The organism is Consotaella aegiceratis, from assembly GCF_036541425.1.
Taxonomy (GTDB): Bacteria; Pseudomonadota; Alphaproteobacteria; order Rhizobiales; family Rhizobiaceae; genus Consotaella; species Consotaella aegiceratis.
The window spans coordinates 1-13,317 of sequence record NZ_JAZHFT010000039.1 but is presented as its reverse complement, the minus strand read 5'-3'; the positions used below and the strand labels follow the sequence as shown (position 1 = coordinate 13,317).

The following is a 13,317-nucleotide window of genomic DNA, read 5'->3' as shown; positions in this document are numbered from 1 at the left end:
CGGTTCCTCGAATATCCTTCCGCCTCACGCCACGCGGCGGCCTTCGCGCCAGACGCCCCGGACCACTGGCACCTTGTCGTTCTCGGCGCGGATGCGCACGAGGTCGGCGCGCAAGCCGAGGGCGATGCGGCCGCGATCGGTCAGGCCGACGGCATCGGCGGGATTGCCGGTGACGAGGCGAAGCGCGTCCGGCAGTTCGGCCTCGCCCTCTTCTGCCATCAGGAAGACCGCCTGCAACAGGCTGAACGGCACGTAGTCGGAGGACAGGATCGACAGCAGGTCCCGACGGTGAAGGTCAAGCGCCGCGATGTTGCCGGAATGTGATCCGCCACGCACCACGTTCGGCGCGCCCATCAGCGTCATCATGCCGGCCTGCCGTGCCGCCGCCGCCGCCTCCAACGTCGTCGGGAACTCGGCCAGGTGGATGCCGAGCGCGATGGACTCGGCCACATGCTCTTGCGTCGCGTCGTCGTGCGAGGCGAGCGTGATGCCGCGTTCTCGACAACGACTGGCGAGTTCGGTCCGGTTCGCCGGCGAATTGCGCTCCGACTGCGCCACACGCTCCCGGCAGAAGGTTTCGAATTCGGGGTCCGAAAGCTTCATCTTCGCCTGATAGTACAGGCGATAGGTCTCGATATCGCGGAACTGTCGCTGGCCCGGCGCATGGTCCATCAGCGAGACCAGCCGGATGCGTTCGTTGCCGGCGATCCGGTCGAAATCCTCCACCACGTCGTCGGCCGACACCTCGCAACGCAGATGGATGTAGTGGTCGGCGCGCAGGCGGCCCTCGTCGACCGCCTCGCCGATCGTTTCGGCCATAGCGCGCATTTCTTCCGCCCAGGCCGTGCTGTCTCCATCCGTGCCGACGCGCAGCGCGTCGAAGACCGTGGTGATGCCGGACGCGGCGATCTGCGCGTCATGGGCCTGCACCGCCGCCATCTTGTTCCAGCGCACCGTGGGGCGCGGCAGAAAGTGGTTCTCGATATGATCGGTATGGAGTTCGACGAGGCCCGGGATCAGCGTATCGCCCTCCAGGTTCTCGCCCGAGCCGACACGTCCTTCGCCGATTTCTGCGATCTGTCCGTCCCGCACCACCACGTAGCCGTCGATGACGGACTCGGGCAGGACGACCCGCGCATTTTCCAGAATGAACTCGTTTGTCACGACAGGCTTTCCGCGGGTGGAGCGAAGGGATGGACCGAATGGACGACGAAGGGCGCACCCGGCTCCGGCTCGACGAAGAGTGCGAGCCGATCGACGGGCAGCGACACGCCGTCGAAGCGGGCGAAGCGATTTTTCAGCGTCGTTTCCATGACCTCTTGGTCCGCTTCGGCGATCGGTCCCGTCAGTGTCATATGGAAGCGAAACTCGTCCATGACATAAGGATAGCCCCACTTTTCCAGGTTCTGGCGCTGACGACGGCTCAGTCGCTCGGGCTGCCGGCGGGCAATCTCGTCGCGGCTTGCAGGCGCCCGGACGACATCGAACTCTCGCACCACGGCCTCTTCCAAGGCGTTCAGGGCCGTCGGCTGGGGGGCGGCGACGAACGCGAAGAACGCGCCGAGCCTGTCGATCGCCACCCGATCGATGCGGAAGGATTGTCGTGCGGCACAGAAGACGGCCATGTGCTGGGTCAAGTCTGCCAGCGTGCAGCCCTCCGCCAGCCGGAACGGCGCCTTGACGGTGGCGTGAAAGCCGTAGCGCGCGGGAGCGGCGACCCGCGGATCGAGATCCGGGTCCGGCTCGCGCGTCGGCCCGCCGGTGAAGGCGTCGCGCCCGAGCCAGACCGCGGCGGCCCGCGTCAGCTCGGCGTCGTCCGGCGGAGTGAAGTAGATGGCTGCGCGCATGGTCGGCTCGATCGGATAGTCTGGCAGGGAGATATTCAGTTCGGGGTGGTCGGCAATGATGCCGGGCAGGGTTTCCGCCGTCAGGCCGATCCGCCGCATTCCTGGATGATTTCGGCCAGCGCTTCGAAGTCCCGGTGGCGTACCGAGGATCGGCGGAACGCCAGGGCCAGCGTCCGCGTCGGCGTGGGCTTGGCAAGCGGCAGAACCGCAACGCCGCCGCTGCGGCCTTCCACGGTCACGGCGATCTGCGGAATGAGGGTCACCCCCAGGCCTTCCGCGACCATGCGCAGGATCGTCGTCAGGCTGGTGGCGCCGAAGCTCGCCAGCCGATCGGGATCGGCGATCTGACACACCTTCAGGGCCTGATCGCGCAGGCAATGGCCCTCTTCGAGCAGGATCAGCCGTTCGCAGGCGATGGCGCCGAGCTGGACAGGGAGAGGGAAGCGGCCCGCATCCGTTTCGGGGACGGCGAGATGAAAGGGGTCGTCGAACAGCGGGATGAGCTCGATGCCGGATTGTTCGTAGGGCAGTGCCAGCACCACGCAGTCGAGTTCACCGGCGTCGAGCGCATCGAGCAGCGAAGTGGTGACGCTTTCGCGGATCTCGACCTCGAGCTGCGGCCGGCGCTCGCGCAGGAGCGGCAATAGCGCCGGCAGGAGATAGGGCGCGACGGAGGCGATGAAGCCGATCTTCAGGCGCCCGCTCAACACCTCGCCATGGTGGCCGGACAGTCCCTCCAGGTCGCGGACCTCCGCCAGGATGTGGCGCACACGGGCCGCCACCACGCCGCCTTCGGGCGTCAGAATGAGGCCATTCGGCCGTCGTTCGACCAGCGGCCCGCCAAAAAATTCCTCCATCTGCGCGATCTGCGCCGACAGGGCAGGCTGGCTGATATTGAGGCGGCGAGCGGCCCGTCCGAAGTGCAGTTCCTGGGCGAGGGCGTCGAAATAGCGCATCTGTCGAATAGTGATCATTGCCATAAGATAACCTGATCGGGCTATCGAGAAAATACGATTGGAAATTATCAGCCTGATATGTTGGAACGGCTTGGAACGGTTTTAAAAAGCGAGGGAGGCCATCATGGCAGACCGCAAGACAATGACCACGTCGGCCGGCGCGCCGGTACCCGACAACCAGAATTCGTGGACTGCGGGGTCTCGCGGTCCGGTGCTCCTGCAGGACTACCAGCTGATCGAGAAGCTGGCGCACCAGAATCGCGAGCGGATCCCGGAGCGCGTGGTGCACGCCAAGGGCTGGGGCGCCTACGGTGTTCTCAAGATCACCGGCGACATCTCCAAGTTCACCAGGGCCAAGGCGCTGCAGCCGGGCGCCGAGACGCCGATGCTGGCCCGCTTCTCGACGGTGGCCGGCGAGCAGGGCGCGGCCGATGCCGAGCGCGACGTGCGCGGCTTCGCGCTGAAGTTCTACACCGAGGACGGCAACTGGGATCTCGTCGGCAACAACACGCCGGTGTTCTTCGTCCGAGACGCCTACAAGTTCCCGGACTTCATCCACACCCAGAAGCGCCACCCCAAGACCAACATGCGCTCGCCGACGGCGATGTGGGACTTCTGGTCGCTGTCGCCGGAAAGCCTGCATCAGGTGACGATCCTGATGTCGGACCGCGGCATCCCGACCGATCCGATGCACATGAACGGCTACGGCTCGCACACCTACTCGTTCTGGAACGACGCGGGCGAGCGCTATTGGGTGAAGTTCCACTTCAAGACCGAACAGGGCCACAAGCACTTCACCAACGAGGAGGCCGACAAAGTTATCGGCAAGACCCGTGAGAGCTATCAGGAGGCACTCTACGGCACGATCGACCGCGGCGAATTCCCGCGTTGGAAGGTCCAGGTCCAGATCATGCCGGAGCTGGATGCCGAAAAGACGCCCTACAATCCGTTCGACCTCACCAAGGTGTGGCCGCATGCGGACTACCCGCCGATCGACATCGGCTATTTCGAGCTGAACCGGAATCCCGAGAACTATTTCTCCGAGATCGAGAACGCGGCCTTCTCGCCGTCCAACATCGTGCCGGGCATTTCCTGGTCGCCGGACAAGATGCTGCAGGCCCGCATCTTCTCCTATGCCGACGCGCACCGCTATCGCCTCGGAACGCATTACGAGACGATCCCGGTCAACCGTCCGCGCGTCGAGGTCGCGCACTATCATCGCGACGGCGTGATGAACACGTTCGGCGGCATCATGACCGGCAATCCGGATGCCTATTACGAGCCGAATTCGATGAACGGCCCGGCCGAGGATCCTTCCGCCAAGGAGCCGGCGCTGCGCATCAGCGGCGACGCCGACCGCTACAACCACCGCGAGGGCAACGACGACTACGGCCAGGTCACGGCGCTCTTCAACCTGTTCGATGCCGGAGAAAAGCAGCGCCTCTTCGCCAACATCGCGGCCGCGATGAGCGGCATTCCCGAAGAGATCGCCGATCGGCAGATCGCCCATTTCGACCGGGTGCATCCGGATTATGGCGCGGGCGTGCGCAAGGCGCGCGCGGAACTGACCGGCCGCGAGCCGGCCATTTCGGTGACGCCGAACACGCCGCAGGAAGCGGCGGAATAGACCATCGGACCGAGAAAATCGGCGGGAATTGGCAGGCGCGGGAGACCGCGCCTGTTTTCGTTGTGTCCCATCCTGGCGGCCGGGCGCGGCGCCGTGCCGTTTTCGGGTCTGTTTTCTTGCCGCCGGACGTGCCACAGAGGGCGCTGCCGACCAGTGCATGGGATGGGACGAATGAGACTTGGCGGACGCATGGCCGCGGCGATCGAGGTGATCGAAGATATCGAGGCGCGCCGCCGCCCGGCGGCGGACGCGTTGAAGGATTGGGGCCTCGGCCATCGCTTCGCAGGCTCCGGCGACCGCGCCGCCATCGGCAACATCGTCTACGACGTGCTCAGGAAACGACGCTCGCTGGCCTGGCGGATGGACGACGAAGCGCCGCGTGCGCTGGTCTTCGCCGCCATGCTCACCGTCTTCGATCAGACACCTGAAAGCCTGGCTGCGGCGCTCGACGGCGATCGTTTCGCGCCGGAGATGCCGAGCGAGGCAGAATTCCAGCGGTTGGCGGCCCGGGACCCCCATGAAGCGCCGCCGTCGATCCGCGCCGACCTGCCGGACTGGGTGGTGCCGCTGTTCGAGCAGGGGCTCGGCGCCGACTGGGTCGACGAGGCGTCGTGCCTCGCGGAACGGCCGCCGCTCGACATGCGGGTGAATACCCTGAAGGCGGAGCGCGGCAAGGTGCTGAAGGCGTTGGATCGCTTTGGTGCCGCCGAGACCGGCTTCGCGCCGTCCGGGCTTCGCATCGCACCGATTACCGGCGACCGGCGACACCCGCACGTGCAGGCCGAGGCGGCCTTTCAGAAAGGCTGGTTCGAGGTTCAGGACGAGGGCTCGCAGCTCGTCACGCTCCTCTCGGGCGCGAACCCGGGTTCGCAGGTGCTCGACTATTGTGCCGGTGCGGGTGGCAAGACGCTGGCGCTCGCGGCGATGTTGGAAAACACCGGGCAGATCCATGCCTATGACGTCGACCGCCAACGCTTGGCGCCGATCTATGATCGCCTCGGTCGCGCCGGCGCACGCGACGTCCAAATTCACGATCCGCGCGCCGACCTGTCGGACCTGACCGGGCGCATGGACCTCGTTCTTCTCGACGCGCCCTGCACAGGAACCGGGACATGGCGTCGCCGGCCGGACGCCAAATGGCGCTTGAGCGATACGGCGCTCGACAAGCGGCTCGCCGAGCAGGATGCGGTATTGGATGCGGCCTCTGCCTTCACCAAGCCCGGAGGCCGGCTCGTCTACATCACCTGCTCGTTGCTGCGCCCGGAGAATGCCGGCCGCATCGAGGCCTTCCTGGAGCGCCATCCGGAGTTCGCGCTGCTGGATGCCACGCGGTCGTGGTCGGAGGCGTTGCCGGACAAGCCCGCTACCTATCGCGCCGACACGATCGGGGAGGGCGCCGTCCTTTCGTTGACCCCGCGCCTGACCGGTACGGACGGGTTCTTCTTTGCCGCTTTGGAACGGAGATCGACATGAACCGCTGGTGGTCGCTCATTGGCTTCCTCGCTCTGACGCTGGGCGGCGGCTGGCTGATCGGCTCGATGACGGAAACCGCCGGCTGGTACCAGGCCCTTGCAAAGCCGTCCTTCACGCCGCCCGACTGGCTGTTTCCCGTGGCCTGGACGGCGCTCTATATCCTGATCGGCATTGCCGGATGGCGCGTGCGCGAAAAGCGGCTGGCCGATCTGCTGTCGCTCTGGTGGATCCAGCTGGCGCTCAACTTCGCATGGACGCCGGTCTTCTTCGTCGTCCACATGATCGCCCCGGCGCTCGTCATCATCTGCCTGCTGTTGGGTGCTGCTGTGGCCTTCGTCGTCATGGCATGGCGCCATGATCGGCTGGCGGCACTCTGCTTCGTTCCCTATGCTCTGTGGGTCGCCTATGCCGCCGTTCTCAATGCGGCCATCTGGTGGTTGAACTGACGTCACTGGACGCGGAAGAGGGTGCTTCATGTCTCTGGCGGAAAAAGCTGAAATCGCCGTCGACGCCATTGCCGGGCGGCGTGTCCTCTTCGTCATGGCCGCCCATGCCGAATACGGCTCCCGGCTGAAGCGGCGAATTCGACCGGTGATGACCGGCGTCGGCCCGATCGAGGCGGCACTGGGGACCGGTCTGGCGCTCCAGGCCCTCGTCGATGCCGGTCGCCGGCCCGATCTCGTGGTCTCGCTCGGCTCGGCCGGCTCGCGCGCGCTGGAACAGGGCGAGGTCTATCAGGTCGTGTCGGTCTCCTGGCGCGATATCGACGCTTCGCCCCTGGGCTTTACCAAGGGTGTGACGCCGTTCGTCGATCATCCCGTGGATACGCCGCTGCCGACGCCGATCGCGCAGGTCGCCAGCGCTCGACTGTCCACGGGCTCCAACATCGTCTCCGGTCCCGCCTACGACGCCATCGACGCGGAGATGGTGGACATGGAGACCTTCGCGGTCCTGCGGGCCTGCCAGCGGTTCAGCCTGCCGCTTGTCGGTCTGCGCGGCATCTCGGACGGCGCGGCCGAACTCCATCACTACGACGACTGGGCGAGCCTGCTGTCGCATATCGACGAACGGCTCGCCGACGCCATCGATCAGCTCGAAGACGCGCTGCCCGCATTTTTCGAAACGCAGCAATCCTGAGAAGGAGCGCGGGCATCGACCCGCGCTCCTTTTGGGTCGTTATTCCGCCTTCAGGAAGTCGCCAACCTCGAGCAGCACGAACTCGTCGTCGTCCGCCTTGTTTAGCGCACGGCCGGCCGAGAACGGAAAGTTGTTGTCATTGCCGACGATGATGTGGGTGTCGTCCGCCTTGTCGACGTTCTCGATGGTGACGAAGGGCATGTCGTAGCCGCCCTCGACGCCGCCCTGGCGCGCCACGCCTTGCGGATCGCGGATATCGAGAAGATCGATATAGCCGATCTTGCGGACCGCCTGGCCGGCGTTCTCGTCGGTCAGCTCGATCTTGGTGATCCGCTTCAGCTTGGCCGGCGTCGCGAAGCAGTCCGAGGCCGGCTCGCCCGTACAGGCTTGGTCGGCCCGGCCGGCGCCGTTGTCGCGCTCGATGATCAGACCGTGGCTGTCGTCGATCATGTTGAAATCGCCGATCGCCACGCCGCCCTCGGCCAGCGGATAGAGCCAGGATCGGCCCGTCCAGTCGCCTTTCGTTGTGTCGAACTCGACGATGCGGAGCGCGGTGCGCCCGTCCTCGACGGTTTCCGCCTTGCCGTCCGTGTAGAGGGGGCCTTCCAGGAGGCCGTAGAGGCGCGATCCGTCCGGCGCGATCGCCATGCCTTCGTAACCGCCCGAGCGCTTCAGATTGAAGGCGGGCATCGCTTCCGTCGGATTGCCGGGCAGCCGGATGGTCGGATTGTCCGGCGAGAGAACGTCGATGTTGCCGACCTTGGTCGGATGCACCTCCTGCAGATGGCCTTGCGAGTCGAACTTCAGGATGTAAGGGCCGAACTCCTCGCCGACCCAGAAGCCGTCGGCCACCGGCTGGATCGATTCCACGTCGAAATCGGCGCCGGTGAGATAGCGCGTGTCCGAGCCCTCCATGGTGATCGGGAAGGGCGCCACCTTGTCGGGGTCCGACAGGAAGATCGTCTCCTGGCGATCGACCGTGCCGGCGTCCCAGTCGAAGGCGAGATGATGCAGCATCAGCATCGAATCGCTGGAATTGATCTGCGAACCGAAGCCGTTGTCCGACAGGCTCCAGAACGTGCCGTCGTCCATCGCCTTGATGCCGGAAAAGCCCTGAAGGCTCTGGCCCTCGATCGGAAGGCCGTAGCCGGTGGCGCGGACGCCGTCCTTGCCCTTCATGGCGCCGAGTTCGGCCGTGCGCTTGCGATCGGGTGTGGTGAATTTGCCGGCCTGCCGGAGATGGGCCGGAGCGTCTTCGGGGACGGCGACGGCCGAATCGGCCGGCAGGATGGCCTGGGCCGCCAGCACGGCCTCGAACCGGTGTCCTTCGGAGGATTGAGCCAGGACCGGCGGCGCGAGGTGGAGCACGGTCAGGGCCGTGGCGGCGGCGAGAAGCGGTTTCATGCGCGGTTTCTCCTGATGATGGGACGCAAGGAGAAAATCCGCTTTGGGTAACGCGCGATTGACGCCGCGATGACGGCTCGGTGACGATGATGGACGCTTGAACAGAAAAGGGTCGGCATCGCTGCCGGCCCCGGGATTCCCTATTGCATCGATTGGCGGCTGCAACAGCAGCGCCCATCGGTTGGGCCGTCAGGCGGCTTTCTTGTTGACCTTGGATTCGGCGATCTTCGTCAACTTGTCGTCGGCCGCATATTCTTCCTTCAGGGTCTCGCCGAGAAGGTTGATGGCCTCCTTGTGGCCGAGCGTCTCGGCCCACGACACCAGCGTGCCGTAGCGCGTGATCTCGTAGTGCTCGACGGCCTGGGCCGCGGCGATCAGGGCGGCATCGAGGGTCTCGGTGTCCTCGATTTCGTCCATCAGCTCCTCGGCTTCCGAGACGATGCCCTCGATGGCCGGGCATTTCTCGGCTTTCGGCTTTTCGCCAAGCGCCTTGAACACGGATTCCAGACGATCGACGTGTCCTTTGGTCTCTTCGAGATGACTTTCGAAGGCTTTCTTCACGTCGGCCGACGCGACTTTCTTCACCATCTTCGGCAGAGCCTTGGTGATGGTCTTCTCGGCGTAGTAGATATCCTGCAGGGTATGCAGAAAAAGGTCGTCCAGCGTCTTTACGGGCATGGTCAACTCTCCTGAAAAACAATCGGCCTTGCTGGCCGTCGCCTGTCAACGGACCTTCTTCGACCACGTTCCCCGCTGCCGCAGGCTGAATCCATAGCTGTGACTGAAGCATCGCGCCATCTTGCCTTCCGCCCGTCTCTTGCTTAAGGCCTCGTCATGACAGCCCATCCAGAAACCGTCCTGATCATCGACTTCGGCAGCCAGGTCACGCAGCTGATCGCCCGGCGCGTCCGCGAAGCCGGCGTCTACTCCGAAATCGTCCCCTTCCAATCGGCCGAGGAAGGTTTTGCCCGGCTGAAACCGAAGGCGGTGATTCTCTCTGGATCGCCCGCGTCGGTCACGGACGCCGACGCGCCGGGCGCGCCGCAATCGATCTTCGAATCCGGCTTGCCGGTGCTTGGGATCTGCTACGGCCAGCAGACCATGTGCGCCCAGCTCGGGGGCCATATCGAGGGCGGTCTCCATCGCGAGTTCGGCCGTGCCTTCGTGGAAGTCGAAAAGGCCTCGCCGCTGTTCGATGGAATCTGGGCCGAGGGCACGCGTCATCAGGTCTGGATGAGCCACGGCGACCGGGTCACCCGTCTACCCGAAGGGTTTGAGGTGATCGCCGTCTCGCCGGGGGCGCCGTTCGCCGCCATCGCCGATGAGCGGCGCCGCTTCTATGGCGTGCAGTTCCACCCCGAAGTGGTGCATACGCCGGACGGCGCGCGACTGATCTCCAATTTCGTCCACCGCATCGCCGGATGTGCCGGCGATTGGACGATGGCGGCCTTCCGCGAGCAGGCGATCGCCGACATCCGCGCCAAGGTGGGATCGGACAGGGTCATCTGCGGTCTGTCCGGCGGCGTCGACTCGGCGGTCGCGGCGGTGCTGATCCACGAGGCGATCGGCGACCAGCTCACCTGCATTTTCGTCGACCATGGCCTGCTCAGGATGAACGAGGCCGAGGAGGTCGTCGATCTCTTCCGCCGCGCCTACAATATTCCGCTGGTTCACGTGAAGGCGGCCGACACCTTCCTGGGTGCGCTGGAAGGCGAATCCGATCCCGAGGTCAAGCGCAAGACGATCGGGCGCCTGTTCGTCGAGACGTTCGAGGCGGAAGCGAAGAAGCTCGGCGGCGCCGATTTCCTGGCTCAGGGCACCCTCTATCCGGACGTGATCGAAAGCGTCTCCTTCACCGGCGGCCCGTCGGTTACGATCAAGAGCCACCACAATGTCGGCGGCCTGCCCGAGCGCATGAACATGAAGCTGGTGGAGCCGCTGCGCGAACTCTTCAAGGACGAAGTGCGGGCACTCGGCCGCGAACTCGGCCTCCCGGAAGCATTCGTCGGCCGCCATCCTTTCCCCGGACCCGGTCTCGCGATCCGCTGCCCGGGCGGGGTGACCCGCGAAAAGCTCGACATCCTGCGCCAGGCCGACGCGATCTATCTCGACGAGATCCGCAAGGCCGGCCTCTACGACGCCATCTGGCAGGCCTTCGCCGTTCTCCTGCCGGTGCAAACAGTAGGAGTGATGGGCGACGGGCGCACTTACGAATATGTCTGTGCGCTGAGAGCCGTGACCTCAGTCGACGGCATGACGGCCGACTTTTACCCCTACGACATGGAATTCCTGGGCAGCGCGGCAACCCGCATCATCAACGAGGTGCGCGGCATCAACCGCGTCGTCTACGACGTCACCTCCAAGCCGCCGGGCACCATCGAGTGGGAATGATTCAGGCCGTGCCGGGAATATCCGGCGGCGCGCCGGGATGCGATACAAGTCATTGAAAGAAATAATAAATATCAACATGGCCTTTCGTGAGCTATCACCCCGCAAGCGTTATGGATGACGGACCGGGCGACGGACTTTCGAAACCTTGCTGCAGATCGAAAATGAAAATACCGTCAACGATGTGAAAGCCGCTGACGGACTTTTTTTGAGCTTATCGCGCTGAAAGTAAATGGAATTTTCTGTTCAGATGGTGCGAAAATGCCCTGACGGACATTTCAGCGACTTTCCCTCGATTTTCCACTGATATCGGAGGGAATATGCTGACCGATACAGCCCTTAAGGCTTTGAAGCCACGAGAAAAAAAGTATAAGGTGACGGACCGCGATGGCCTATACGTGCTCGTCATACCGACGGGAGCCATCAGCTTCCGCTATGACTATCGGGTGAACGGTCGCCGGGAGACGGTTATCCTTGGCCGGTACGGACCCGCTGGCCTTTCCCTGGCGCGAGCGCGGGAAAAGCTGATCGACGCGAAGCGGGCAGTTCAGGAAGGACGTTCTCCGGCGCGAGAGAAGCAGCAGCAAAAGCGACGTCTGAAGGAAGCGAAGAGCTTTGGCGAGTTCGGGGAGCGCTACTTCCACGAAGCTCCGATGGCCGACAGCACGCGCGCCATGCGCCGGACGATCTATGAGCGCGACATCGTGCCGAAGTTCCGCAAGAGGCTGCTCACAGAGATCGAACCCGATGACCTCCGAGTGCTATGTGGCAAGGTGAAGGATCGGGGCGCTCCTGCTACTGCAATACACGTCCGCGACATCGTCAAGCAAATCTATGGGTTCGCCATCCTGCATGGCGAGAAGGTCGCCAACCCTGCGGATGAGGTCGGCCCCTCGTCGATCGCTACCTTTGTACCGAAGGACCGGGCGCTCTCGCCTGCGGAGATACGCATCATGCTCAATCAGCTCGAGCATGTCGCAACGCTGCCGACGATCCGGCTCGGCCTGAAGCTGATCCTGCTGACGATGGTGCGCAAGAGCGAGCTGCAGGATGCGGTCTGGGACGAGGTCGATTTCGAGAACGCGGTGTGGTCGATACCGAAGGAGCGCATGAAGCGATCGAAGCCGCATAACGTCTATCTTGCCCAGCAGGCGCTCGACATCCTGGTCGCCCTCAAGACCTGCTCCGGAAATTCCAAGTATCTCCTCCCGTCGCGCTATGATGCCGATGCACCGATGTCGCGCGCCACGTTCAACCGCGTCACGATGGCCATCATCAAACGTGCAAAGGACGAAGATCTGCCGCTAGAGCCGTTCACGGTTCATGACCTGCGTCGGACCGGATCGACGCTGCTCAACGAACTCGGCTTCAACAGCGACTGGATCGAGAAGTGCCTGGCGCACGAAGACGGCCGCTCGTCCCGAGGTGTCTACAACAAGGCCGAGTACGAGCATCAGCGCCGGCACATGCTGCAGGAATGGGCCAATTTGGTGGACGCTTGGGCTGCTGGGCAGAAATATGTGCCAACCCTCTATCCGCCGTCGATGGACTTGCTGACACCGGACCCTAGCGTTTGACGGGCCGGGTCTTCCGCAGGCGGACGTCCGGCATGGGCGCCCGCCGCGTGGCCTTGGCATCCGACGCCTTGCGCCGTTTTTCGAGCCATTCTTCGACCTCGGCCAAATCCCAAACAACAGAACGCGATGTGAGATAAAACCGACGGGGGAATTCTCCTCGCTGTTCCATTTCATAGATCGTCGTATCGGCTAGCGGCACGATTTCGCGAAGTTGGTGTCGCCGAATCGTCCGCCTGATGGTTGGTTCCGCGGGCCGGGTCATAAGTGTTCTCCTCGGAATGAATGTCTCCCGATAGAAAGCGATGGTGCCGGTGTGATGGAAGGCTTGGTTCGAAGCCGTGCGGCAAAAGGAAGGCGTGGCGTAGAAATCGGATGGCGCTGTCGCTGCGATATTGCCTTCTCTTGCGTGGCCGATCGGATGAACTGGCGGCAGTCTTTTGCTTGAGGCGCTCTGCTCGGTCGGATTGGGCGGTCGGCCCGAACAACGTGTAGTGATCGTTGCCGGGACGGGGACCAACAAGATGGCGCCGACACGCTAAAGCAAAATCTACGATCGGAAGCCCGAGCCGGGCTATCTGAACTCGATGGGGTCATGGGCGAACGGTGGCAGGTGTATAACTACAGCTATTCGTTCTTCGCGGCGTTGATCGCATTCTGTCGGTGGACATCTATGTTCCCGGCAGCCCGCCAAGGGCGTAATCGCCTTTGTACGGATTACTGCTTCTACAAAAGAAGATCGGAAGGACCAGAACCACCAAGCGCTAGTTAAGCAAGCCACTAATCTTACTGAGTCACAAAGTCGTTGATGGGGGATTCGCGCGTCGCCTGATGATGATAGCCTTCTGATTCACCTTGGCGGAAGAGGATACGATGGGTGAGCGGGAAGACGACAGAGGTTCGGCCTTCGA

12 protein-coding genes and 1 pseudogene are annotated in these 13,317 nt (G+C 63.8%); 7 read left to right on the top strand and 6 right to left on the bottom strand.

Annotated elements, in window-relative coordinates; all coding sequences use genetic code 11:
* Positions 1-24: 24 nt before the first annotated feature.
* From SMD10_RS20090 to SMD10_RS20080, 3 genes are read right to left on the bottom strand one after another with little or no spacing between them, the layout of a single operon-like run.
* Positions 25-1,164, bottom strand: a complete 1,140-nt coding sequence (locus SMD10_RS20090) for an alpha-D-ribose 1-methylphosphonate 5-triphosphate diphosphatase (protein ID WP_331687520.1) — start codon at positions 1,162-1,164, stop codon at positions 25-27.
* Complete coding sequence (locus SMD10_RS20085; RefSeq protein WP_331687519.1) at positions 1,161-1,946, bottom strand: DUF1045 domain-containing protein; 786 nt, start codon at positions 1,944-1,946, stop codon at positions 1,161-1,163. The genes SMD10_RS20090 and SMD10_RS20085 overlap by 4 nt, the downstream gene beginning before the upstream one ends.
* Positions 1,928-2,827 carry a LysR substrate-binding domain-containing protein gene (locus SMD10_RS20080; RefSeq protein ID WP_331687518.1) on the bottom strand — a complete coding sequence of 300 codons (900 nt, stop codon included), beginning with the start codon at positions 2,825-2,827 and terminating at the stop codon, positions 1,928-1,930. Before SMD10_RS20080 ends, SMD10_RS20085 begins: the two co-directional genes overlap by 19 nt.
* 100 nt (positions 2,828-2,927) lie before the next feature.
* Here SMD10_RS20080 and katA point away from each other — a divergent pair, with 100 nt between their 5' ends.
* The 4 genes from katA to SMD10_RS20060 all read left to right on the top strand — a co-directional run bounded on the left by katA (position 2,928) and on the right by SMD10_RS20060 (position 7,040).
* Positions 2,928-4,430, top strand: a complete 1,503-nt coding sequence (katA, locus tag SMD10_RS20075; RefSeq protein ID WP_331687517.1) for a catalase KatA — start codon at positions 2,928-2,930, stop codon at positions 4,428-4,430.
* Positions 4,431-4,601: 171 nt separating this feature from the next.
* Positions 4,602-5,903, top strand: a complete 1,302-nt coding sequence (locus tag SMD10_RS20070; RefSeq protein WP_331687516.1) for an RsmB/NOP family class I SAM-dependent RNA methyltransferase — start codon at positions 4,602-4,604, stop codon at positions 5,901-5,903.
* Positions 5,900-6,349: a TspO/MBR family protein gene (locus SMD10_RS20065; RefSeq protein WP_331687515.1), complete on the top strand. Its 450-nt coding sequence runs from the start codon at positions 5,900-5,902 to the stop codon at positions 6,347-6,349. Before SMD10_RS20070 ends, SMD10_RS20065 begins: the two co-directional genes overlap by 4 nt.
* Before the next feature lie 28 nt (positions 6,350-6,377).
* Complete coding sequence (locus SMD10_RS20060) at positions 6,378-7,040, top strand: 5'-methylthioadenosine/S-adenosylhomocysteine nucleosidase (protein WP_331687514.1); 663 nt, start codon at positions 6,378-6,380, stop codon at positions 7,038-7,040.
* A gap of 39 nt (positions 7,041-7,079) precedes the next feature.
* On the opposite strand, the gene SMD10_RS20055 is transcribed toward SMD10_RS20060, so the two are convergent.
* A complete protein-coding gene (locus tag SMD10_RS20055) occupies positions 7,080-8,444 on the bottom strand; it encodes an esterase-like activity of phytase family protein (RefSeq protein WP_331687513.1) in 1,365 nt (454 codons plus the stop codon).
* Positions 8,445-8,633: 189 nt separating this feature from the next.
* Positions 8,634-9,122 (bottom strand): YciE/YciF ferroxidase family protein, encoded by a 489-nt coding sequence (locus SMD10_RS20050; protein WP_331687512.1) that lies wholly within the window; start codon positions 9,120-9,122, stop codon positions 8,634-8,636.
* 156 nt (positions 9,123-9,278) lie between these two features.
* On the opposite strand from SMD10_RS20050, the gene guaA reads away from it, so the two are divergent.
* Positions 9,279-10,835: a glutamine-hydrolyzing GMP synthase gene (guaA, locus tag SMD10_RS20045; RefSeq protein ID WP_331687511.1), complete on the top strand. Its 1,557-nt coding sequence runs from the start codon at positions 9,279-9,281 to the stop codon at positions 10,833-10,835.
* 317 nt (positions 10,836-11,152) lie between these two features.
* On the top strand, positions 11,153-12,409 hold the full coding sequence (locus tag SMD10_RS20040; RefSeq protein ID WP_331687510.1) for a tyrosine-type recombinase/integrase: 1,257 nt from the start codon (positions 11,153-11,155) through the stop codon (positions 12,407-12,409).
* Here SMD10_RS20040 and SMD10_RS20035 read toward each other — a convergent pair.
* Complete coding sequence (locus SMD10_RS20035) at positions 12,399-12,671, bottom strand: helix-turn-helix transcriptional regulator (RefSeq protein ID WP_331687509.1); 273 nt, start codon at positions 12,669-12,671, stop codon at positions 12,399-12,401. The two genes, SMD10_RS20040 and SMD10_RS20035, sit on opposite strands and share 11 nt — an antisense overlap.
* A gap of 226 nt (positions 12,672-12,897) precedes the next feature.
* On the opposite strand from SMD10_RS20035, the pseudogene SMD10_RS20030 reads away from it, so the two are divergent.
* Positions 12,898-13,174 (top strand): annotated as a pseudogene (locus SMD10_RS20030) (NADH-quinone oxidoreductase subunit B family protein); the annotation flags it as partial.
* Positions 13,175-13,317 lie beyond the last annotated feature (143 nt).